The sequence below is a fragment of the Exiguobacterium sibiricum 7-3 genome (assembly GCF_000620865.1).
Classification (GTDB): domain Bacteria; phylum Bacillota; class Bacilli; order Exiguobacteriales; family Exiguobacteriaceae; genus Exiguobacterium_A; species Exiguobacterium_A sibiricum_A.
In genome coordinates this window covers 912,616-937,293 of record NZ_KK211190.1, presented here as the reverse complement: position 1 = coordinate 937,293, position 24,678 = coordinate 912,616, and the positions used below count along the sequence as shown (strand labels likewise).

Annotated in this window: 16 protein-coding genes; all 16 read right to left on the bottom strand. The window is 47.2% G+C overall.

Going from position 1 to position 24,678, the window contains the following annotated elements; genetic code table 11:
* Window positions 1-2: 2 nt before the first annotated feature.
* Window positions 3-692 carry an ankyrin repeat domain-containing protein gene (locus P402_RS0105635; protein WP_026827802.1) on the bottom strand — a complete coding sequence of 230 codons (690 nt, stop codon included), beginning with the start codon at window positions 690-692 and terminating at the stop codon, window positions 3-5.
* 15 nt (window positions 693-707) lie between these two features.
* Window positions 708-4,289, bottom strand: a complete 3,582-nt coding sequence (locus P402_RS0105630) for a DUF5057 domain-containing protein (RefSeq protein ID WP_026827801.1) — start codon at window positions 4,287-4,289, stop codon at window positions 708-710.
* 72 nt (window positions 4,290-4,361) lie between these two features.
* Window positions 4,362-5,612: a bifunctional folylpolyglutamate synthase/dihydrofolate synthase gene (locus P402_RS0105625; RefSeq protein ID WP_026827800.1), complete on the bottom strand. Its 1,251-nt coding sequence runs from the start codon at window positions 5,610-5,612 to the stop codon at window positions 4,362-4,364.
* A gap of 56 nt (window positions 5,613-5,668) precedes the next feature.
* A complete protein-coding gene (locus P402_RS0105620) occupies window positions 5,669-8,311 on the bottom strand; it encodes a valine--tRNA ligase (RefSeq protein WP_200868732.1) in 2,643 nt (880 codons plus the stop codon).
* A gap of 327 nt (window positions 8,312-8,638) precedes the next feature.
* The gene (hemL, locus tag P402_RS0105615) at window positions 8,639-9,949 is read right to left on the bottom strand and encodes a glutamate-1-semialdehyde 2,1-aminomutase (RefSeq protein ID WP_026827798.1); all 1,311 of its coding nucleotides are present in this window, start codon (window positions 9,947-9,949) and stop codon (window positions 8,639-8,641) included.
* The gene (hemB, locus tag P402_RS0105610) at window positions 9,946-10,935 is read right to left on the bottom strand and encodes a porphobilinogen synthase (RefSeq protein ID WP_026827797.1); all 990 of its coding nucleotides are present in this window, start codon (window positions 10,933-10,935) and stop codon (window positions 9,946-9,948) included. Before hemB ends, hemL begins: the two co-directional genes overlap by 4 nt.
* A complete protein-coding gene (locus P402_RS0105605; protein ID WP_026827796.1) occupies window positions 10,932-11,618 on the bottom strand; it encodes a uroporphyrinogen-III synthase in 687 nt (228 codons plus the stop codon). Before P402_RS0105605 ends, hemB begins: the two co-directional genes overlap by 4 nt.
* Entirely contained in the window at window positions 11,608-12,534 is a 927-nt protein-coding gene (gene hemC / locus P402_RS0105600; protein WP_026827795.1) for a hydroxymethylbilane synthase, read from the bottom strand. The genes P402_RS0105605 and hemC overlap by 11 nt, the downstream gene beginning before the upstream one ends.
* A gap of 82 nt (window positions 12,535-12,616) precedes the next feature.
* Window positions 12,617-13,957 carry a glutamyl-tRNA reductase gene (hemA, locus tag P402_RS0105595; RefSeq protein WP_026827794.1) on the bottom strand — a complete coding sequence of 447 codons (1,341 nt, stop codon included), beginning with the start codon at window positions 13,955-13,957 and terminating at the stop codon, window positions 12,617-12,619.
* Window positions 13,958-14,159: 202 nt separating this feature from the next.
* The gene (locus P402_RS0105590; RefSeq protein WP_026827793.1) at window positions 14,160-15,308 is read right to left on the bottom strand and encodes an AI-2E family transporter; all 1,149 of its coding nucleotides are present in this window, start codon (window positions 15,306-15,308) and stop codon (window positions 14,160-14,162) included.
* Window positions 15,309-15,333: 25 nt separating this feature from the next.
* Window positions 15,334-16,782, bottom strand: coding sequence for a glycosyltransferase family 2 protein (locus P402_RS0105585; RefSeq protein WP_026827792.1), 1,449 nt, complete (start codon window positions 16,780-16,782; stop codon window positions 15,334-15,336).
* On the bottom strand, window positions 16,769-17,791 hold the full coding sequence (locus P402_RS0105580) for a HEAT repeat domain-containing protein (protein WP_026827791.1): 1,023 nt from the start codon (window positions 17,789-17,791) through the stop codon (window positions 16,769-16,771). The genes P402_RS0105585 and P402_RS0105580 overlap by 14 nt, the downstream gene beginning before the upstream one ends.
* Window positions 17,788-18,540, bottom strand: a complete 753-nt coding sequence (locus tag P402_RS0105575; RefSeq protein ID WP_026827790.1) for a response regulator transcription factor — start codon at window positions 18,538-18,540, stop codon at window positions 17,788-17,790. The genes P402_RS0105580 and P402_RS0105575 overlap by 4 nt, the downstream gene beginning before the upstream one ends.
* The gene (locus P402_RS0105570; protein WP_026827789.1) at window positions 18,541-21,588 is read right to left on the bottom strand and encodes a hypothetical protein; all 3,048 of its coding nucleotides are present in this window, start codon (window positions 21,586-21,588) and stop codon (window positions 18,541-18,543) included. It lies immediately after the preceding gene.
* Between the two features lie 150 nt (window positions 21,589-21,738).
* The gene (yihA, locus tag P402_RS0105565) at window positions 21,739-22,320 is read right to left on the bottom strand and encodes a ribosome biogenesis GTP-binding protein YihA/YsxC (RefSeq protein ID WP_012371013.1); all 582 of its coding nucleotides are present in this window, start codon (window positions 22,318-22,320) and stop codon (window positions 21,739-21,741) included.
* Window position 22,321: 1 nt separating this feature from the next.
* Window positions 22,322-24,631 carry an endopeptidase La gene (gene lon, locus P402_RS0105560; protein ID WP_026827788.1) on the bottom strand — a complete coding sequence of 770 codons (2,310 nt, stop codon included), beginning with the start codon at window positions 24,629-24,631 and terminating at the stop codon, window positions 22,322-22,324.
* Window positions 24,632-24,678 lie beyond the last annotated feature (47 nt).

Here is a 24,678-nt window from a genome sequence, read left to right as displayed (position 1 = left end):
AGTTACTCAAAAGATGCTGCACCATACGTTTCAGCCAGTTGTTTCACTTGTTTACGTGTTGCTGAGGCGCCGCTTTTTTCTAACACTTGATAAAGGTCTTTCCGGTTTTGTTTGACGGTCTCGTAAATCGGGCGATCTTTCCCTTTGTCCGGCGAAGCACCCGCTGCCAGTAACAGCTCCATCGCTTCTTGGTTTTGATCGACGGTTGCATAATAGAGTGGGGTATGACCGAATCGATCCTGCTGGTTCAATTCGCGTTTCGTTGCTTGTTTGACGAGTAACGCGTAGGCATCGACCGAACGATTGACACTTGTTGCGACATGTAACACATTTTGTCGTTCCTTGTTCACTTGTCGGACGGACGCGCCTGCTTGCAACCAATCCGCTACGACATTCGTCGGAGCAAACTGCGCGACATAAAACCAATTGGTTTGGTTTTTAGCACTTGTCCGGTCCAACAGGACGAGTGCTTTGTCGTACTCGAGTGTTTCTTGAAACTGCCGGATATACCGGTTTCGTTCTTTTGTCGATAAATTGACAGCTTCTGCTGCTTGTTGCAACTTAGTGGCATCACTTGCCTTGAGGCTTGCTTCAAAGGTTTGTTGATTTCGATAATCGATTAACAGATACGTCGTTCCTCCGATTCCAATCAAGAACAGGAGAACGACGGTCATGATTTTTTTTCGTGTCACGTCGTTGGCTCCTCTTTAATACACATCCGTATCACTTTCTCCTGCCGATCCCTCAGATGAAATCGTGACTTTAAACGTCGTCGTCAACGGTTGCTTCTCTTTCTCTCCGTCCTTCAATACTTCAAAAACAGTCTTGTCTTCTTTCAGGGCAGTGACCTTGACGCGGGCAACACCCGGACGAAGTGCCTTCAGCGTCTGAGAAGTCGCATCCGTCTTGACGTATTCTTTTCCTTGCAAGACTTCGAGACGATAGAAACGTTCCGTCGTCGTAACGGGTAGCCAATTGAGAAGCGGGCGTTTTTGATCATCTTGTAATGTCATCGTCAAATCATTCGCCGTCAATGTCAGTGGATTTTCACGCACATTGATTTTAGTGATCGCTTGCGTATCTGGGAAATCTTTTAACTGTAACAGTACATCAATCGGACCGTTTGGAGTCCCGGTCAATCCTTTGACGGTGTATCCGGTACCGGTCGCAGTCAGTTCAATAGCATCACTGACTTTCGAAAGAACAAACGGTAAGCGAATATCCGGTGAGAACGTTGCAGTTACGTCCTGCGTCGTCCCAGCCCAAAGTTCCAGGTTGCTAGGCGTAACGGTCAGTTCCGGTACTTTGACTTCAATCGAATAGGTTTGTGATTGTGCCAGATAAGTCGTCGTTCCCACGGTCGCTGGCACGACAGCTTGTACGGTCAGTATACCGGGTTTGACACCGGTTAAGGACAACGTATCGGTTTCTTTCCCCTTGGATTCAACAAACCCAGGATTCGTAACAATCCATTTGATCGGGGCATCCGTTCCGGACAACATAATGGCATCCCCAGTCATTGATTTTGTTTGTCCGACATATAACACATTTGGAACATCCCGGACAATCAGTCCGCCAAATACATCGTTGATGGTCAATTTTGATGTCGCGACCAGTTCTTTACCGTTTGCGACAGGGACAATCAGTTTGATATCCGTCGTTCCGATTTTCTTCGGCACAATGATTCCCTCTTGGTTAATCGTCGCAATGTCTGTGTCTGCAATCGACCACTTCAACGTCCCGTATTGACTACCTGCCGGGCTGATATCAGGCAACACTTTATAAGACGGGGTATTGAGATCGATACGGACTGACGGAATTTTCACTTCTGTTGCATAAGGTTTTGATAAAGCATACCCTATCGTCGGGAAAGCTTGTGTATCATTGGACACCGATGACGATTTGTCTTTTCCATTCTTTTTATCGCGATAAATCGTTTTGGTCGAACTGACTATATTGTCTTTTTTATCAAATAAATGAGTACCAGCGCTGTCTTTCGCCCGAACTTTCACTGTAAAGGTGAGTTCAGACGGCTGTGCAATCCATAAGCCTTTATGGACACCTTCGATTGCTTCATCATATTCAATATCCGGAATATCTCCAGTCAATTTTTGATCCACAATTTTAACGTTACCGAGTCCGGTCGCTGAAATGACATCAACATTTGTCGGGAAATTTTCACTAAAAAGGATGTTCTCCATCGTGACAGAGAATTGCCCCATGATATACCCATTATTTCCAATCGCATCTTTTTGGAGCATTGGACTTGTTTTGACAGTGTAGGTGATGTCAGCTGTTTCACCTTGCGGGATTGTAGCCGGATCGATGGAACGTGATAAGATGAACGGCGATGAAGCAGAGGGCTGAACGATTTGAATCGTTCGTGTTTCAACCGTCTTCGCTCCACGCTGGTCCTCGGCTTCAATCCGAATCACGGCTGACGTTTTCCCCGCCAATTTACCGTTAAACGTCTGACTGACAAAGGAATTATTTTTCAATTTATCGTTCTCAAATACCTTTTCGTTATCGATATAAATACGTGTTTTTAATTGGCGATCCCGTAAATCATAATCATTCACTTTATACGAAATTGTAAGTGGCTCATTACTCAAATAACCGGCTTGATTATCCGGCAAGATATTTTTAATGAGCGGCTTATGGTTTGCTCCAATAAAAGCGCGGTACATTGTATTTGAAAACAGTTCTTTTTCTTGCTGTTGACTGAATGTCGAAGTATGTCCAGCACCCGAATAGGTGATATTTCCTTTTGTATACATATAATAATGATTTCTTGCGTCGCCAACTGTTCGACCGGCATCTTGGTTCGAGGCGGCAACACTATTTTCGCGAATGTTATACCATGGAATTAAATCAGGTTGTTCCAAGTCCAGTCCAAAGTATTGGTTGTGGGTCGTTGCAATTAAGACATTACTTCCTAAGGTGAAGGGGTAAGTTGTCATGACACCATCGTTTTGCTTAACTGCTTGTCCCGATGTACGCGGCGCCGCATAGCCCATATTCGTAAAATTCTTTTGTCCTGCTAAATCAGCAAACTTCTTTTCCCAGAACAGCTCGGGAATCGCTGATTGATTCGGACGGAAAATCGTGTCGTGAGACAACATCAATCCTTGGCCCGTGTTCGTAAACCCAAGGATCGCGTTCGATGCAGCGTCACTCAAAGATGCGGCACCATAAGAATCTTGAAAACCAAAAATTAACATATCGTAAGCCGTATTTAAATTCTTAGTCGAATACGTTTGATTAAATGTGTCTGCAGTGATGACTTCGACATTAAAGTCATAAAATCCATCCTGCTTCAGTAACGTTCTAGTATTCATAAATCCATTGATGGATCCGGTCGTTCCTGTCCGTGTCACTTGAAGAATTTTCGCTTCCGCGACCTGATCCTTCATTAAAAAACTGCCGGTTTTATAATCCGTCAAACCGTCACTACTAGAAACGCGAATCATCCAGTTCCGTGGACCGGTATAACTTGGCGCATCAAAATTATAGCTCAGTGTACCTGTTTTCCCGGCAGGTTTTTCATCAACCTTTTCTGATTCTTCAAATTGATCATTACTGTCAAAATCAATATAGAGTCGCGCGAGTTGGTTCGTATTTTCAAGGCTTGTCGTGTACGTGAAATCAATCGGTACGTTCGGAACAGCTGTTGTACTTTTATCGACGTTTGCCAAGACCGTCCCTTGTTGTTGAACGGAAACCCGCTCCAGACGAGGGCGAACGATTTTTTGACTCTTCAATTTCGTAATGACTGCCGCAATATCGGTATAGGTAGGCGTACCTTTAAAAATCAAATTAAAATTACTTGACGTTTGTGCTAGAACATCTTGATGTAAAAAGACCGGTAAACCCTTTTGGACATAAGCACTGTAGATTTCGTTCGCTTTCAGCTTCGTAATATCATTTTCAATCTTGTTCGTATTATGATTTTTTTTCGTATCTGAAACAGTCATCGAATAACGGTCTGTTCCCGAAAAAGCTGACGGATCAAAAACAATCGCATCAAATGCTCCATCAAGCGGGAAACGCGACGCATTCAGTTCCTTGACTGTCATCATCTTAATCTCGTACCGGCTCGTATCCAGTCCTGTCAACATGGATGTGATGACAGTATTCGGATCAATCCGATTTGTTGCTGACCAGGCATCTCGGATTTCTAAAATCTTAAACTTTTCTCCGGCTTCAGCCTTTGTATGTGGTGGTTGTATATACGTAATACTGGTAAAAATCAACAGACTGACTAAAAACAGACGTACCCAACGTTGCATCTCCATCGTCTCCTCGTCGTAAGATCATAAAATCTAGGACTATATTACCCCACCATTAGTATACAAGTTCTTTCAGTGTTTCCCCTTTTTTGTAAAAGACTGTGCCTTAAGTAATGTGCGAACCGTGCTGATGAAATAAAGGGAACCCGTGACAATAAGTGTCTTGTCGGCCGTATCCACTTCCTTGAAAAAGCTGTTGAGTTCCATCGCCTTCGCTCCGTCCATCTCCAATTCTTCCAGTGTTCGCGCCCTTGGAAAATCAAACGTCGTCTCGTAAATATCCGGTGTCACTTCCCGTAACTGCCTGAGCATCGCTTTGCGGTCCTTGTCCCGTAAGATCGAACAGAGGACGACGACCGGTTTTGACTCTTCCTTCAAACGTTCGACAAGTGCCGTCACCCCTTCCGGATTATGGGCACCGTCCAAAATGATCCGCGGCTTACGGGAGATGATTTCAAACCGACCCGGATGCGTTGCATTCCGCAGTCCACGCCGGATTGCGGTCTTCGACCATCCCAGTTGTTTGGCACAGACGACGGCATTGGCCGCGTTGTGGACTTGATGCATCCCTTCCAGTCCAAGCCGTGTCTCGGGAATGCCTTCATAGGTTGCCCATGTTCCTGTCTCACTCAGCCGGTAATGCCGGATGACTTCCTGACTCCAGGACAGACTCGCTTGCCGATCGCCACAATAGGCCATCAACGGCACCGTCAATTCTTCCTGCAGTTTCCCGGCAATGACTCGTGTGCCTTGTTTGATGATCCCGAATTTCTGTAGGGCGATCTCTTGAAGCGTATCTCCGAGGATAGCCTGATGGTCGTGCCCAATCGAAGTAATAATGGCGGCTTTCGGTTGCTTCAGGACATTCGTCGAATCGTACAAACCACCGAGTCCGACTTCATAAATCACAAAATCAGGACGAATTTGATAAAAATGATAAAAAGCGAGCACCGTTAAGGCTTCAAATTCCGTCAATGCCCCAATTACCGGTTCTAATTTCAGGATTGCAGCTTGAACCACATTAGCCGCCTCGACCAGATCCGCTTCACTGATTGGTACACCGTTCAACATGATCCGTTCCTCGAACTGAATGATATACGGTGACGTAAAGGTTCCGACTTGCAATCCTTCGGCTACACCCATCTCCCGCAAAAAAGCGACCGTTGATCCCTTTCCGTTTGTTCCCGCGGCATGAATCGTCGGAATCGCATCCGGATCAATCATAAGTTCCTCCAGTACTGCTTCCATCCGACTCAGTCCCGGTTTGATGCCAAATGCCAGTAACGCCGATAACCATTCCAACACATCTTCTCGTGTTCTCACGCTTGGTTCACTCCTTCAAAAAAAGTGACTCAAGAAAACTTGAGCCACTGTTAAGATTATTTTGCGAGTTCGCTGATTCGGACTTCAACTGCCGCCCGCTTCTCTTTATAGTCTTGTGCTTTTGCTTGTTCTTCTTCAATGACATGTGCCGGTGCTTTCCCGACAAATCCCGGGTTGTTGAGTTTTTTCTCGACCCGTTCGACTTCTTTTGTATACTTGACGAGTTCTTTGTTCAGACGAGCGATTTCTTCTTCGATGTTGATCAAGTCAGCAAGTGGAATGAACAATTCTGCTCCCGTCACGATGGCACTCATCGCTTTTTCCGGTGCTGTCATATTGCGTTCAACGAGCAATTCTGACGCATTCGTGAACTTTTTCAAGTACGACAGATTTGTTTCTAAATCATGCTGGACTTGATCGTCACTCGTTGCAATCATCAACTGAATTTGTTTCGACATCGGTGCGTTGACTTCAGCCCGGATGTTCCGAACTGAACGGATGACGTTCTGAACGGCTTCAAATGCCGGAACAGCTTTTGGGAAGTCCAGTGAATCGTTCCGTGTCGGCCAAGCGGCACGTGTAACTGTTTCGCCTTCGTGCGGTAAGTGTTGCCAGATTTCTTCCGTGATGAACGGCATGAACGGATGCATCAGACGCATGATTTGATCAAGCGTATAGGCAAGAATCGAACGTGTCGTCAATTTCGCTGCTTCGTCCTCACCGTTTAACGGCAACTTCGCCATCTCGATGTACCAGTTACAGAAGTCTTCCCAGATGAAGTGATACAGAACGCGACCGGCTTCACCAAACTCATATTTGTCTGACAGACGCGTCACATCATCAATCGTCGTGTTCAGACGTGTCAGAATCCATTGATCGGCAAGTGATTTCTCACCGGACAGGTCAATTTGCTCATGCGTAAGTCCATCCATGTTCATCAAGGCAAAGCGGCTCGCGTTCCACAATTTGTTCGAGAAGTTCCATGTCGCTTCGATTTTCTCCCAGTAGAAACGTAAATCGTTTCCTGGTGTTGAACCGGTCGTTAAGAACCAGCGCAGCGAATCCGCACCGTATTTCTCGATGACATCCATCGGATCAATCCCGTTACCGAGTGATTTCGACATTTTCCGTCCCTCGGAGTCACGGATCAAGCCGTGAATCAAGACATCGTTGAATGGACGTTCGCCTGTGAATTCATACGATTGGAAGATCATCCGTGAGACCCAAAAAGCGATGATATCGTAACCCGTTACGAGTGTTGACGTCGGGAAGTACTTCTGATAATCAGCTGCACCTTCGTTTGGCCAGCCCATCGTCGAGAACGGCCAAAGGGCGGATGAGAACCATGTATCAAGCACATCATTGTCCTGTTCCCAGTTTTCGAGATCAGCTGGTGCTTCTTTGCCGACGTAGACTTCGCCCGTTTCTTTATGGTACCAAGCCGGAATCCGGTGACCCCACCAAAGCTGACGGCTGACACACCAGTCACGGATGTTTTCCATCCAGCGGACATATGTGTTTTCGAAACGTTGCGGAATAAAGTTGATTTTGTCTTCCCCTTGTTGCTCTTGTAATGCTTTTTCAGCGAGCGGTTCCATTTTAACAAACCATTGGAGCGACAAGTACGGCTCGACAATCGCGTCCGACCGTTCCGAGTGACCGACGGAATGCAGATGCGGTTCGACTTTGATCAGGACACCTGATTCTTTCAGATCTTCGACGATCTGCTTACGGCATTCGAAACGATCCATGCCTTCGTATTTCCCGGCATTTTCGTTCATCGTGCCGTCTTCGTTCATGACGAGGACACGTGGTAAATCATGACGGTTTCCAACTTCAAAGTCGTTCGGGTCGTGGGCCGGCGTGATTTTAACGACACCTGTCCCAAACTCCATATCAACGTACTCATCGGCAACAATCGGGATTTCCCGGCCGACGATTGGTAACGTGATCGTTTTTCCGACGAGGTGTGCATAACGCTCATCTTTCGGATTGACGGCAATCGCTGTATCGCCGAGCATCGTTTCCGGACGCGTCGTCGCCAGTTCGACGTGACCACTTCCGTCCGTCAACGGATAACTGAAGTGATAGAAAGCACCTTCGATGTCTTTATAAATGACCTCGATATCCGAGATGGCTGTTTTCGTCGCCGGATCCCAGTTAACGATGTATTCACCACGGTAGATCAAGCCTTTTTCATACAATTTAACGAACACTTCTTGAACCGCTTCCGACAAACCTTCATCGAGTGTAAACCGTTCCCGTGAATAATCGAGTCCGAGTCCGAGTTTCGACCATTGCTCGCGGATTGTTGAAGCATATTCTTCTTTCCATGCCCATGATTGTTCAAGGAACTTCTCACGTCCCATTTCAAGACGTGACTTTCCTTCCGCCCGGAGCTTCTGTTCGACTTTAGCTTGCGTCGCGATTCCGGCGTGGTCCATTCCCGGCAGGTACAAGACGTCGAAACCTTGCATCCGTTTCATCCGTGTCAGCATATCCTGAAGTGTTGTATCCCAGGCATGACCGAGGTGTAATTTCCCGGTGACGTTCGGTGGCGGGATGACGATCGTATACGGTGCTTTTTCCGGATCCTGATCGGCTTTGAAGTATTCCCCTTTCATCCAAAAGTCGTACCATTTTTCTTCCGTTGCCTGCGGATCATATTTTGTTGGCATTGATAATTCCTGCATCTGAATCGCTCCTTTAATCCATAATAAAAACGGCTTCTCTCGTCCTCATCTAAGGACGAAAGAAGCCGTTGCTCTTCCGCGGTACCACCTTAGTTCACTCTTTGCAGAGTGCCCTCTAGCCCGCGTAACGTGCGGCAATCCGGATCTCGCTTGCTGTTGCTTACGAGACCAGCTCGTGGGGTGACCTTCATCAGGACGTCCTGTCACATCTCTCAGCCATGGATGTGTTCTCTCATAACAGTCCGTTGATTGACTACTCTTCCCGTCATCGCTGTTTTCCAAATTAATCTTTCTTCATTTTATCCGAGACGTCCGTAGCGCGTCAAGAACTCCTTAACGATTAAATTCGAGTTGCAATTCCTTGAACGTCAGTTCGACCGCTGCAAGTGTCTGTTCGATATCATCGTCCGTATGAACGGTCGATAAGAAGAGTCCTTCAAATTGCGATGGTGGTAAGAAGACACCGCGTGCCGCCATCTTTTGATAATACGAACGGAACATGTCGAGATTCGATGATTTTGCCTGCTCAAAATTCGTCACCGGCTGATCCGTGAAGAAGACACCGAACATGGCGCCCGCCCGGTTCGTCGTCAGCGGAATATTGTATTTGGCCGCTGCTGCGAGATACCCTTCCGCCAGTCGACCGGCTTTCCGGTCAAATTCTTCGTAATGTTCCGGTTTCAGCTGCGTCAATGTCGCGAGCCCTGCTGTCATCGCAAGCGGGTTACCCGATAATGTCCCCGCTTGGTAAATCGGACCTTGCGGCGCAATTTGTTCCATGATGTCACGACGTCCGCCGTAAGCACCGACCGGCATACCGCCACCGATGACCTTACCGAGACATGTGATATCCGGTGTGACACCGAAGTATCCTTGCGCACAGTTGAAGCCGACGCGGAAACCGGTCATGACTTCGTCAAAAATCAAGAGTGTGCCGTACTGTTCCGTGATGTCGCGCAGTCCTTCGAGGAATCCGGGTTGCGGTGGAACGAAGCCCATGTTTCCAGCTGCCGGCTCCACGATGACACCCGCGATGTCGTCGCCGTGTTTTTCAAACGCAATCCGGACCGCATCCATATCATTGTATGGAACGGTTAATGTCATACTGGCGATTTGTGCCGGTACGCCCGGTGAATCCGGCAGTCCGAGAGTCGCCACACCTGATCCGGCCTTAATCAATAGCGAATCGCCGTGACCGTGGTAACAGCCTTCGAATTTCAGGATTTTCGTTTTCCCGGTGTAACCGCGTGCGAGACGAAGCGCGGCCATTGTTGCTTCCGTCCCCGAGTTGACCATGCGGACTACTTCAACTGATGGAACCCGGCTGATGACGACTTCTGCCATCGCCGACTCGATTTCCGTCGGTGTTCCGTAGCTCCATCCGCGTGTCGCTTGTTCCTGAATCGCTGCTGTCACGATCGGATCCGCATGACCGAGAATCATCGGTCCCCATGACAACACATAATCGATGTATTCTTTTCCATCGATGTCGTAAAGCCGCGAACCTTGTGCACGTTCTGCGAAAATCGGTGTCATTCCGACTGACTTATAAGCGCGAACCGGGCTGTTGACGCCACCCGGCATGAGTGGTAAGGCGCGTTCAAACGCCGCTTTTGATTTTGAGTTCTGATTCGTTAAGCTCATTTCGCCCCCTCCAAGTAACGACAAATGTCTTTCGCGAAATAGGTGATGATTAGATCGGCACCGGCCCGTTTAAATCCGAGCATCGTCTCCATGACGATACGTTCTTCATCGATCCAGCCGTTTAACGCAGCCGCTTTGACCATCGCATATTCACCCGATACGTTGTACGCAACGATTGGCAGATCCACGCGTTCGCGGACGTCACGAATGATATCCATGAAGGCAAGGGCCGGTTTGACGATCATGAAGTCTGCTCCTTGATCAACATCCGCTGTTGCTTCACGGAATGCTTCCCGACGATTGGCAGGATCCATTTGATAGCCTTTACGGTCCCCTTCACCAGGAGCCGAGTTTGCCGCATCACGGAACGGTCCGTAATACGCGGAAGCATACTTGACGCCATAACTCATGACCGGGATATGGCTGAAGCCGTTCTCATCCAGTCCTTGGCGGATTGCTGCCACGAACCCGTCCATCATCGAAGACGGTGCGATGATATCGGCACCGGCACGTGCTTGTGAAACAGCTGTTTGGACATGTAACGGAAGCGATGCATCATTATCGACCGTTCCGTCAGCGACGATGCCACAGTGTCCGGTTGACGTGTACTCACATAGACATGTATCCGCGATGACTGTCAGTTGCGGTGCAACTTTTTTAACGAGTCGTGTCGCTTCTTGAACGATCCCGTGATCATGAAATGCCCCTGTCCCCTGCTCATCTTTTAAATGATCGTGCGGGACGCCGAACAGGATGACCGATTCAATACCCAGTGAAACGACTTCTTTGATTTCTGCTTCGAGATGATCGAGTGATAAGTTGAACACACCAGGCATCGAACTGACTTCCCGTTTGATGTCATCCCCTTCTGCAATAAATAACGGATAAATCAAATCGGATTTGTGCAGATGATTTTCCCGGACAAGTGAGCGCAATGACGCCGTATTACGCAAGCGGCGGTGACGTGCGAATTCTAATGTATTCATAACAGTTCCTCCTCTAAGATACAGTCAATCAGTCCGTCGAGTGTATAGACAGCAGCGACCAAAAGCGGTGTCAAACCAAATCGTCGAGCGGCTTGCTCAGTGATGGGGCCGATCGTCACATAGGTCGCGGTCGTTTCTTTGCAAAATGGTGCAATCGCTTCGACAGCTGAAGGACTTTGTAAACCAATATACGTAGCGCGTTGCAACACATCTGGTGGAATCACCCGTAACTTCGTTTCGTACGTGATGACTTCCAGCACTTCAGCCGCAACGGCGTTTCTTAATCGTTCGAGCGGTTCTTGACGTGACCGGTTTCCGCGAGCAAAACAAATCCGTTGACCAGTCTCAAGAAGTGGTCGTAATTCTTCGACGAGCACATCCCCTGTAAAAGCGGATGGTATGAAATCAGGTGTCCGTCCCTGCTTGATTAACGCAGACGCCGTTTTCGATCCGACGACGGCAATCTTTGTGTCATCCAAAGACGGAAGCTGTGACTGGATACGTTCGACACCCGTCGGACTCGTCACGATCAGCCAATCGAGTTCCGTCGGTAATTGAAACACGACGGGAATCGTTTCGATGACGGGATGATGGACGACTTCAATCTGCTGTGCCGCTAAACGCGCTACCTGCTCTGCAGTCGGCCGCCGACTCGCCGTCAAGACAAGTTGATTACAAATCATCCGGTAAAGAAGCGAGAATTTCACGACCACCTGCATCGAGCAGGCGTGTCGCTACCATTTGACCGAGTTGCATCGGATCAAGTGATGTTTCCCGTTCAAGCAAGATTTGTTGCCCGTCCACTGAACCCAGGAATCCGACGAGTGTCGTCGACAAATCTTCATTGATCGTCGCAAATCCACCGACAGGAACATGACAGCTTCCTTCAATTGCTGCTAGGAAAGAACGTTCGGCGAAAGCTACTTTTTCTGTCATCTGATCGTGGATCAAATTCAGCAAGTCGCGGACTTCTTGATCGTTCGCCCGGCATTCGATTGCCAAAATCCCTTGTCCGACCGCCGGAATCATATCGTCGGTCGAAATGTATTCCGAAACAACGTCTTCTGACCAGCCCATCCGTTGCAGACCGGCAGCAGCAAGCAGAATGCCGTCAAACGGACCTGTCTTCAGCTTTTCAAGACGTGTATCGATGTTCCCACGGATCGATTCGATTTTTAAATCCGGACGTAATTTGAGTAATTGGGAACCACGGCGTAAGCTGCTCGTTCCGACAATTGCCCCTTCCGGAAGCGAGTCCAGTCCGCCGCCTGTCGTCGTAATCAACGCATCACGCGCATCGACTCGTGAAGGTGTCGCACCAATGATGAGTCCTGTCGGTAATTCAGACGGGAGATCTTTCATGCTATGCACGGCAAAATCAATGTCTTCGTCAATCATCTGTTGTTCGATTTCTTTGACGAACAATCCTTTACCACCAACTTTAGATAGTGTCACGTCAAGGATGCGGTCACCCTTCGTGATGATGTTCTTGATTTCGAATTCGTATGGTGCACCTGCTTGTTTCAATTGCTCGATGACCCATTTCGTTTGTGTCATCGCAAGTTTTGAACTACGTGAACCTACTATGATTTTTCGCATGCTGAAATCCCCCTGTACAATAATAAAGGGGCGGCACAAGTCCGCCCCATGCTTTTCTATTGTAACACAATTCGGTCTATGTTCACCGATTCACAGCTTTCCGTTCGGCTGTTGTTTCTTCTTGTAACACCATTTCCTCGGCGGCACTATCAAACAGTTCTTCGTCTAATGCAAACGTATCCATGAACTGCGCAATCCGTTGATCGGCATCTGGTTTCGCGGCTGCATCTTTAATATAGGATAATGGTTCGCGAAGCAGTTGATTGATGATCGATTTCATGTGTTTTCCGATCACGGTTTTTTCCCGATTTGTCATATTCGGCAACTTCCGCTCCAGACTTTGCATCGTCTCTTGCTGGATTTTAAGCGACTGATCACGGAGTTCCGTAATGATCGGAACGACACCAAGCGTCGTCATCCATCCTTCGAACTCAGCAATCGCAGCTTCAATCCGCCGTTCGATTTTTGCGGCTTCCTTCATTCGTTCTGCCATGTTTTGCTGGACGATTGACGTCAAATCATCGACATCGTATAAATGAACGCCCGGCAAGTCACCTGCAGTCGGTTCGATATCACGTGGAACCGCGATATCAATCAACAGGAAGGGACGATCACTTCGGAACAATTGTGCTGCAGCAATGTCTTCACGTTTGATGATTGCTCGTTTTGCTCCGGTTGAAGAAATAACGATGTCAGCCCGAAGCAGACCGCATTGCATTTCATTGATCGAATGTGCGGATCCTTCGAAACGATTCGCCACTTCTTCGGCTTTGGCCAGCGTCCGGTTAAAGACGGTGATATCACGGGCACCCGCTTCATACAAGTTAAGTGTCGTCAATTCGCCTGTTTCTCCGGCACCGATGACCACGATGGATTTGTCTTCGAGCGATCCAAGTAACTGTTCCGCCAATGTTACGGCAGCTGCGCTGACCGACACCGCATTTTCACCGATTCCCGTTTCAGCATGCGCTCGTTTCGCAAGCGTGACGGCTTCTTTAAACAATTTATTGAAAACCGTTCCTGTCGTCTCGAGTTTTTGTGCCGTGAAAAAACTGGTCTTCACTTGTCCGAGAATCTGTGTTTCACCGACAATCATCGAGTCGAGTCCGCTTGTCACCCGGAAAAGATGCTTCATTGCGTCAAATCCCTCGTGGATGAACAAATACGGCTCTAATTCTTCCATTGTCAAACCAAACCAGTTCGCCAGAAAACGTTTTGTATAATAACGCCCTGTATGCGGCTGATCCGTGACGACATATAATTCCGTCCGGTTGCATGTCGAAACGATGACGCTCTCGAAAATACTTTTTTCGTCACGTAGCGCAACGACCGCTCCCTTCATCTCATGTTCCCCAAATGAGACTTGTTCGCGGATTGATACAGGCGCCGTCTTATTATTTAAACCGACAACTACGATATGCATGCGCTCTACCCCTTACGTCCAAAGATTTCATTCTCATCTATCTTTCGTTCTCTACTCTACATTATAACCATTATAAAAAAGATTCCAATCAATTTATAAACTAAAATGAGTCGAAGTTGTGAAACTTATCTTCTTACCATATCCCTCTCAGCGACAAAGTACAAACCCTCTGCTTTCATCGTCAGCAGAGGGTTTGTCTTTCTTATTTCGTCGAATCGGTAATGATCCGTGACTCATCGATCTGGACATCCAACTTTTGTTGGCGCAAACGATAAATCCGGGCAATGTTTTGAACAACGACTTTCGTTACGGCATAGGTCGGGACCGCTAGGATGACACCGATGATCCCGGCAATTTTTCCGGCAACGAGTAAGACGATGATGATAGTCAGCGGGTGGACTTTCAACGTCTTCCCTTGGACATACGGTGAAATCAGATTCGATTCAATCTGTTGGGCGACGACAATCGTAATAATCGCGTAGAGCGCTTTGATCGGATCGTCGATAAAACCAACGATGACTGCAGGGACAGCTCCGATATAAGGTCCAAGATAAGGAATGATATTCGTGACCGTACAGAACAGCGCCAGCAGCAACGCATATTGAATGTCAGCGATGAAGAATCCGATCAACGACATAAGACCGACACATAACGAGACGATGACTTGACCGTTGACGTAATGTTTGACCGTCACATGCATATCGTGAAGAATTTTTCGTGTTTCCGTTTCATAGCTTTTCGGCAAGAGTTTAACGACGGAATTCGGAAACTTGTAGCCGTCGAGTAACATATAGACCAAAATGAACGGTACGAGCACGATGATCAGCACGGTAGAAGAAATGACACTGAAAATCGTCCCGACAGAAGTCGACACCGACTTGAACAACGTTCCGATATAAGACGTCGCTTCATTCGTCCATTTATCAAACAAATCGGTATTTTCATGCACCCAGTTGGAAATGAGTCGATTGTTCATCAACTGATCCCGGAGGTTCAACGTCTGGTCCCGCAGTTCGACGACCAGATTCGGAATGCTCGTTACGAAGTCCGAGACTTGCTCAACCAGAATCGGTCCGATGGAAGCCACAGCAATCGTGATGACACCGAGAAACCCAAGCAGGACGATTAAAACAGCGAGACCACGTTTTTTGACTCGCTTTTGCAGCGTATCGACAATTCCAAGTGTAAAGTAGTAAAAAATACCGGCTATGATCAGCGGGGGGAAAATCAGGGCTAACATTACTTTAATCGGTTGGAATAAAAATGAGATTTTTGTTCCGACCCAGATGACTAAGAATATCGTCAAAATCCAAAGTAAGGCTTTAAACCATTTGTTTCGAAATAAATCCACGAACAGTCCTCCTACGAGTTTACAATCAACTTGTTTTTTCTTTCGCTTCTTCTGTTACGACATCATCCAGTCGTTGTCGTTCCATTTTACCCCATTGACCGCGGCCCGTCATGAACTGAATTAATCCACCCAGTTTAAAGAACACAAGGATCGGGCGGTACCAAAACGATTCTGTCAGTGACCACAGGTACAATCGGATTAATTCCTTGACGTTTTTAAATCGGTGCATCGTCCATTCTTCAAGCAAGACAGCCCCGGCTGATAACAACGATCCATACAATAGGGCCACCGTCAACAGAACGATACCAAACTCAAAATTAAGTGTTCCGACAAGCAGGTTGAGCGGAATGATGAAATATCCAATCAACTCGACAATCGGTCCCAGTAATTCAATCAAAAAGAAGTACAACATCGAGACGCTTCCGACGAAGCCGTAGCGTGGATTCCCAATCATCCGTTTATGCGTCCATAACGTTTCAGCCAGTCCACGGTGCCAGCGGGTCCGCTGTGACCGTAAGACTTCCATCGTATCCGGTGCCTGCGTCCAGCAGACCGGTGACGGCACGTACTCAATCCGTTTATCGATTTTGTTTTCTTTCATGTACCGGTGCAGTCGGACGACCAGTTCCATATCTTCTCCGACGAGCCCTTCTTTATACCCGCCAGCTTGAACAACGATGGACTTTTGGAATAATCCAAAAGCGCCGGAAACGATCAATAATAAATTAAAACGGCTGAGTCCGAGGCGACCGAACAGGAACGCCCGGAAGTACTCGATCATCTGCATCAATACGATTCGCTGCTTTGGTGTCCGAATCTCAACGATTTCTCCGCCTTCAATCGTACAACCGTTGACGAGAAAAATCGAACCGCATGTCGCAATGACATCTTCATCGGACTCAACAATCGGTTTCATAACTTTCAGTAAGGCATCACGTTCGAGAATCGAATCGGCGTCCAGTGAGCAAAAGTACGGATAACTCGAATAGTCGATACCGGCATTCAATGCATCCGCTTTTCCACCGTTCTCTTTATCGATGACAATCAATCGGGCGTCAATCCGTGAACGGTAGACCTGTTTGATCGGTTGTGATCCAATCAGAATCCGCGGAAAACGCAATTCTTTTTCAAGCTCATATGACTTAAATAACTCATCCATCGTGCCATCACTTGATCCGTCGTTGATGACAATGACTTCATGTTCCGGATAGTCAAGCGCAAGCAGCGCCTGGACACTGGTGACAATCGTGTACTCTTCATTGTACGCCGGAACAAGAACGCTGACCGGTCGTGTATAAAGAGAACGCATCAATGGAAGATACGAACTTTCCTTTCGACGGAACCGTTGTTTCCGGACCATTTGTGCCGAAATCAGATACAACGATGAATAGAAAATGATGACGAGAATCATATAAATCAATACAGTCCATGATAAAACATCAATAATCTTTTGAATGGTTTCAGATGACAACATGTTGTTTCATCTCCTTTGCTAACCGCTCCGTTGCTTTTTGTTTCGCATAACGGTCTGGGTGATCTTGTGCGACCAGCGCCAATTGTTCGAGACCACCGCAGGCTAGCAGGGCATCAAATGCCGCCGTTCGTACCCACCAGGAACGACTGCCGACAAACGGTAAAATGTAATCGATTGAATCTTTTGGTGTTACGTTTTCTAAAAAACGCAGGGCTAACATCTGCTCGACCCAACTCGTCTCATCCTCGAGATACGGCGTATAGAGCTGCCAGTCGTCTTCGAGACCAATCCGAGTCAATGCGCGCAGAGCCCGCTTCCGGATTTCGGGATTGGCGTCGTTCGTCTTCATCCGAACAAGTTCTGCATACTGCGTCTCGTCACGATCATAAATCAGTTGAAGAATCGCCATTTGAAAAGATTCCGTCAGCTGATCAAATGCTGTCACCCAAGGCGACAAATCGCGACTGCGACCAACAGCCAGTACAGCACCGAAAAAACTGATATCGTTTTGCTGTTTAGCTTCCTCAATTGCCAGATGCGGTGCAATCGATACGAGGGTACGGACAATGACGTCTTCTTCTTCTTTTGATAATTGTTTGTGCAATTTTTGCTGAAGGGTTTCTGCGACCGGACTCAACCGGAACTGAGCGATTGCTTCATAGGCATTCAGACGTCGGTCAATCCGCCGGTGCCGAATCTGTTTTTGATAATAGGTCAGCAGTTTCGTTTCGACATACCGGTAAATTTTCTCTTGATGCGACTCGGTCGCTGTCAAATTGGTCAGGGCAAACAATTCCAATTCAACCAAATCTTCATTTCCTGGTAAAATATCCGGCATCTTCGATTGTTTACTCGTCGCATAATCATAGATTTCATCCCGGAAATGCAGTTGCCAGGTTAACCGGTCATCCTCTTGTTTGGCACGCTTACGTTTTTGAATAACCAGATAGACTAAAGCTGCCACCTGAAGAATGACCAGGATAAGAATGAAAGTAAAAATCCATCTCATTCGTTCATCCCCTCCAGTTTTCTGAGCCATGCCCGAAATTCCTCCACTTTAAGCGGGAGCGTCATGATTCCGTCGACGCCGCGTTCGATTGCGAGCACATGATCCCGTTCCCGGTTGTACATCGAAATCATGATGGCATGAAACGGCATAACACTTTCGGTTTTGGCGCGCAAGAGTAACTCAAGACCATCTGCGCGCGGAAGAGCAGATGAAAAGACAAGAAGATACGGACGCATTGCCGCATGTTCTTCTAAAAATGACTCTGTCCGTTCATATACGGACAGTGTCTCAAACCGGTTCGCCAGTTCCCGCTCCAAGAGACGTTTCAAATGCGGATCCTCGGTCACGATGACAGCATCAATAATTCGTTGAACGCGTTTGTACCGGCTGATACGGTCGAGCAATACATCTATCGTAACCTCAGCCGGTATTACTTCCCGTGCATTATCAAGTAAATAAAGAGAACTGTCCGATTCGTTCGGATTGAGATAGAGAACCGGTATCCGTTCTTCTTCAACAGCACTGCTCGCGAGGACGACATCCGCATAAGAGATGTCTGTCCGGACACAATGTCCTTGCTCAATTAAATCATTAACCGTTTCCGGCATTAAACCAACCGTATGGATAAACACAACACCAGAGGTCGATTGCTTAATTTCTTCTTCTGACGCCATGTTCGCAGAACTCGTTTCCTCGTCTAGCGGTGTAATGGACGCATTGATCAGTTTCCACATTTCTTCCCGACGCATTTACCTCACTCCTTCTTTAAACGCTTGTTGCATCGTTTGATAAACCGGTTTCAACGCTTCACGCTGTTGCGGGTTTGTCCATTCCGACCAATTGTAAAACCCACGGTCTTTTTCTGGAATCCGTGTCGTCCCGATTTGACCGGTCACTTCAATACCTTCCGTAATCATCTTCGCTTCGAGCCCATCTTTCCAGAAATCTCCAATGATTTCATGTTTACTTGGATCCCGCACATTCAATAACATCCATGGAATCCGGAGCTCGATTTGTTTCTGCTTCATGTCAGAGATATCGGTCAAGATACTTTCCGGTGGTCCTTCATGTAAAATGCCGGTGTCCCACTTCACTGCCGGCTTGATGATTTTTTTAGTTACCGGGTCTCTTCTTGCATAATCGAGCATTTGGTAAATCGGATTAAAGTTTCCACTATTTTGTTTATCTGACGGTGGTTTGACCATTTCAAACGGTTTTTTCAATCCGTAATGATAGCGGAAGATGTCATACCGTTCATCGACATCGAGTCGTGCTTGATCTGCAAGCGTTAAACGATATTCTGCTCCTTCTTCTAGTTTCAACCGTCCAACTTGCAAGTTTCCATCATTCGGTTTCGTCGAGAAGGCGAGTGTCGTCGGTTCCGCTTTTTTCCGGTCAATCCGGACATACAGATAGGCTTCATCTGATGTCATGTAAATGGCTTGACCGTCCGTTTCCGCTACTGGCGCATACCCTTTCCAGTCATCCATCTTTCCGTCAATCGTAATGTCGGATCTTAAGAAACCGAGCATCCCGAAATGCTGTTCGCTCGTTTGGACATTTGACCAACGGGGACGCGTGTTGGCATCATCATAGTCCATCGTGTTCCACGTCCGTTTGAACCATTCATCTTGCCAAATGAAGACCAGTCCACCGGCCATCTTCGTATCGACGATATCTTGGTATAATTTAGCGACGAGTTTTCCTTGATTTTCTTCACTGACATGCCCTTGATCAAATCCATTTGGTCCAAGGTGCGTTTTCCCACGCGAACTCGGAATGCCAAATTCGGAAACGAGTAACGGCATGTCATGATAGTCTTTCATGCGTTTCAGATAACGGCTGTATGACTCTGAGCCGGTATCCCCTTTCCGTCCAAATTCTTCCTTGATGAACGATGGGTAGTAGGGATAAATGTGATATGAGGCAAAGACGCCGCCCGCAAAGTCTTTTGATGCTTCAATGTGATTGAAGTCGATCGATACTAAATCCTGTTCTTCCTCCACTTCCTTCGGGTGCGCAAGCGGATCCGTCGTCGGCCAGTTCGTCGCTGCGATTGGACGGGTTGTTTTGTACGTGTCGAGCTCATGTTGTGTCGCACGATCCATTCGACCGGCTAACCATGACTCGAACGGGGAGGCTTCTTTTGTCGTCGTCACATATTTCCCTTCGTACCGAAGACCTTTATTTTTTTTGTTCGTTCCGATGACTGCATCCGGTAACCATTCAATCCCGAACACAAATGCAGAAACGTATTGCGAAACGTCTGACGTATAGGTTCCTGAAGCATGCCCGACGACTTCCTTGACGACCGCATTCCCGTGAATCACGTCGACCATCCGTTCGGCTTCCGTATCCGTCATCTTCAAAAAATTCGGTTCAAAGGCATTTTTTAATTCTTCAAACGGTTTTTCCTCGACCCACATGCCCTGCATCAGATAAATCGGTGTTTTTGCTGTTTCGTTGTAAGCTTTTAACGCATCATAAAATGCCGGAGGGTGAAGTGTATAAATACGGATGGTATTGACCCCCATCTCGCCCATCTGTTTCAGCCACCGGTCATATTCATTGCGGCTGATAGCATGTTCTCCCGGGAAAGCACCGGGACGTCCGAGTCCAACATTCACACCTTTAACAAAATATGGTTTCCATTTCCCGTCTTGATACATCTCAAGTGTGTCTTGACCAGAACGTGCCCGTGTACGGACTGTTTGATTGTTGACTTTCGTTTGCGCCAACGGTTTAACTTGCGTCGCCTGCTGTTTTACGACTTTGGTTTCTTTCAAAATACGACTGATGGTCGGTGCATAGACTTTCCAAAAGAATGCGGTCTCGCTGTCTGCACTATCCAAAATGAATTGCTTACGGAACCAGTCAAGACTGGCATAACGATAGTAGCGCGGAATATCGGCCACATCTGTGAAATCACCTGCAAAATAATGGCCGCTTCCTTGTTTAACATACGCAGGGAATTCAAGAGGCAATTGCCGCTCACGCAACATGGCTTGTGTCTTCTTTGACGGATTCCAAGAGAAATGGGCCTGTTGTTCGCCTCCGTCAAGCTCTAATACTTCAAACCAGTAGTTGTAGCGGACTTCATCCTTCGCCTGCCCTTGGTTTTTATCCCATGTGTACAAGAGAGGCGTCTCATCGTTGACGAAAAAGACTTCTTCCGTTGAATCGTTGATAAAGACATAACCAGGTCCGGATAATTTAAACGCTTTGTCTTTTGCTTGAATCTTCAATTTGTCGATGACTGTCTGATCGAGTCCCTGTAATTTCGTTAAGTCCGGGAAAAAGCGGCCAATCCATCCCGTCCATGCCGTACCAAACAATTGTCGAAAGGAATTGGAACGATCGGATGGCGTCGGGCTGGCTGCTGTATTGAACTCTGCAACCACTGTCTTTCCTTTTGAGATGGCATCTGTCGCGAGTGCCACATCCTCAGCTGTCAGTCCGCCACGGTGTTGTTGTTTACCATCGACCGTATAGGATTTCCCGTACGTGTCCGTAAACAACAGGACATCCGCCTTCGCTGCTTGTTTCAGCATCGTTTCGCCTTGTGTCCCGTCATACCGGTTGATGTAATCCGTGTATGTATAATTCTTTCCTTCATCCTTCGTGATTTTCAAATGATTCAACAACCAGGTCGTTCCTGCATGTTCCCGTTGTTGTTTTCCTACCGTGTAATCAAACAGGATTACGTTTAATGTCCGTTCCTTTTGTATGAACCAAATCAATAGTGGTGTCAAAATCAGAAGGACAATTACTGCTGCGATCCATTTATATCGCTTCATCTTTACACGTCCCTTTCCGTCTCTTTTGTTTTTTCCATTGTAACGTGAAAACAATCCATCGCATATATGGGAAGTGTTTATTTCTGAAAGGGATATTTTGGATAAAAAAAGGAACGACTACCGATAGGCAGTCGTTCCCATTCATTTGCATTATAAGTGGCGATAGATGGCTTCCCATGCCGCATCGACACCTTCACCCGTTTCTGAAGAAAATGGAATGAATGTGTCTTGCCCGTCAAACTGTAATTTCCGCTTGATTGCCGCAATCTGTTTATCGCGTTGACCACGCTTGATTTTATCGAGTTTCGTCGCTACGACGATGACCGATAAATCATAGTATTTCAAGAAATCATACATGATGACATCATCTGCTGAAGGTTCATGACGGATATCGACGAGGAGAACTACCCCTTTTAAGATTTCACGTGTCGTGAAATACTTTTCCATCATCTTGCCCCATGCCTCACGCTCGGTTTTTGAAACTTTCGCATATCCATAACCGGGTACGTCGACAAACATGACTTCATCATTGATGTTAAAGAAGTTTAACGTTTGTGTTTTACCCGGTTTTGATGATGTGCGGGCGAGTGCTTTTCGCTGAACGAGTTTGTTAATGAACGACGACTTTCCGACGTTCGAACGTCCGGCTAGTGCTACCTCTGGAAGGAGTGGTTCCGGATAATGTTCCGGATTGACTCCACTCGTAATAAAATCTGCTTTATAAATTTTCATGTTACTCTCCTTTTAATGCATGTTCGAGCACTTGATCCATTGTCGCGACTGGTATGAAACGAATGCCATCCCGGACCGTTTCCGGAATTTCATCGATATCACGTGTATTATCTTGCGGCATCAAAATTGTCGTCAGACCGGCACGATGGGCGGCAAGTGACTTCTCTTTTAAACCACCAATCGGTAACACCCGTCCTCGTAACGTAATCTCTCCGGTCATACCGACATCTCGCCGTACAGGTCGTTTCGTCAACGCGGAAATCAGTGCGGTCGCGATTGTGATACCTGCCGAAGGGCCGTCTTTCGGGACTGCGCCTTCCGGAACGTGAATGTGGATGTCTTGTGTCTCATAGAAATTTGGATCAATCTTAAACGCTTCTGCATTCGCCCGAACAAAGCTGTATGCCGTTTGAGCCGACTCTTGCATGACGTCTCCCAATTTCCCCGTTAACTGCAGTTTCCCTTTACCTGGAGCGAGACTCACTTCAATCGTCAGTGTATCGCCCCCAAATGCAGTATACGCTAAACCGGTCACCGCGCCAATCGTATCTTCAAGTTCACTTTGACCGTAACGATAGATCGGTTTACCTAAGAAGTCAGGTAAATTGCGTTTCGTGACCGTAACCCGTTTCTTTTCACCCATTGCGATTTGCTTCGCCGCTTTTCGGCATAACGCACCGATGACACGCTCTAAACTCCGGACACCTGCTTCCCGTGTATACCGGCGCACTACCTCTTGTAAGGCATCCGGTTTAACCGTCAGCTGACTTTTTTTCAGTCCGTGCTCTTTTAATTGTTTCGACAATAAATGCCGGATTGCAATCTCTGTTTTTTCCTGTTCCGTATAGCCGCCGATTTGAATCAGTTCCATCCGGTCAAGCAAAGGGCCCGGAATATTTGAGACATCGTTTGCGGTTGCAATGAATAGGACGTTGGATAAATCAAACGGTTCTTCGATATAGTGATCGGAAAAACTGTTATTTTGTTCCGGATCCAGCACTTCAAGCATCGCTGAAGACGGATCGCCACGGAAATCGTTTGCCATCTTATCGATTTCATCGAGCAGGAACACCGGATTGTTTGTTCCGGCTTGCTTCAAGCCGCGAATGATCCGGCCGGGCATGGCTCCGATATAGGTCCGGCGGTGCCCTCGGATTTCCGCTTCATCGCGTACTCCACCAAGCGAGACACGAACGAATTTCCGTTCAAGCGCTGTAGCAATTGACCGGGCCAGTGAGGTCTTACCTACTCCCGGAGGACCGGCGAGGCATAAAATCGGCCCCCGTAACGAATCGGTCAACTGTCGGACCGCCAAGTATTCAAGAATCCGTTCCTTCACTTTTTCCAATCCATAATGATCCTCATCCAACTGTTCCGATGCGGCTTCGACGTTCAAAAAATCGTCGGTCGCTTCGTTCCAAGGAAGGGAGAAGAACCACTCCAAATAATTCCGGATCACACCATGTTCCGGACTCGTTGCCGGGACGACTGAAAGTCGGTTGATTTCTTTTTCGATGTTAACGACTGCCGTTTCCGACAAATCAAGCATCGCTAATTTTTCTTTATACTTCACAGCGTCACTTTCTGCCGAGACTGCTTCTCCACCGAGTTCCTGTTGAATCGTCTTCAACTGTTCCCGTAGATAATATTCACGTTGCGACTGTTCAATCGTCTTTTTCGTCCGTTCCCGCATTTCGCGTTCCAATTCGACGACTTCATATTCATGTTTCATTACATCAAGAAGCATGACCCCACGCTCAACGGGATCATTCTCTTCCAGAAATTCCTGTTTTTTCGCAATGTCGATCGGCAACTTAGAAGCGATATAATCTGTCAACGAGTCAAGTCGTTCGTATGTCTCAAAACGGCGCCGTTCATCTGTCCCGATTCCTTTGATGCGTGATACCAATTGTCCAAATTGTTCCTTGATCAGACGGACGAGCGCTTCTTGCTTCGCTCCTTTGATGTCTGCTTTTTCAATCGGTTCGATACTCGCTTGATAGCCTTCATCCGTTTCTGTTACTTGATCGATTCGGACACGTTCTTTACCGATAACCCGCACGCGGACCGTGTCGTTGCCAAGCTCACTCATTTTCGCAATCTGAACGAGCGTGCCGATCGTATGCAAGCCGTCAACAGATGGTTCCGCTTCCGGATCTCGTTGCGTGACGACAACCAAATCAATTTCATGTTCTTTCGATGCCAGTAATGCTTTGAGCGAGACAGGACGCCCGACATCAATCGTCAGGCCGATTAATGGATAGGCGACGACACCACGTAGTGGCAATAATGGATATTGTTTTGTCTTCATCAAAAATCTCCTCCTAAACAAAAAGACTCGGAAAGGCGTACAAGTAG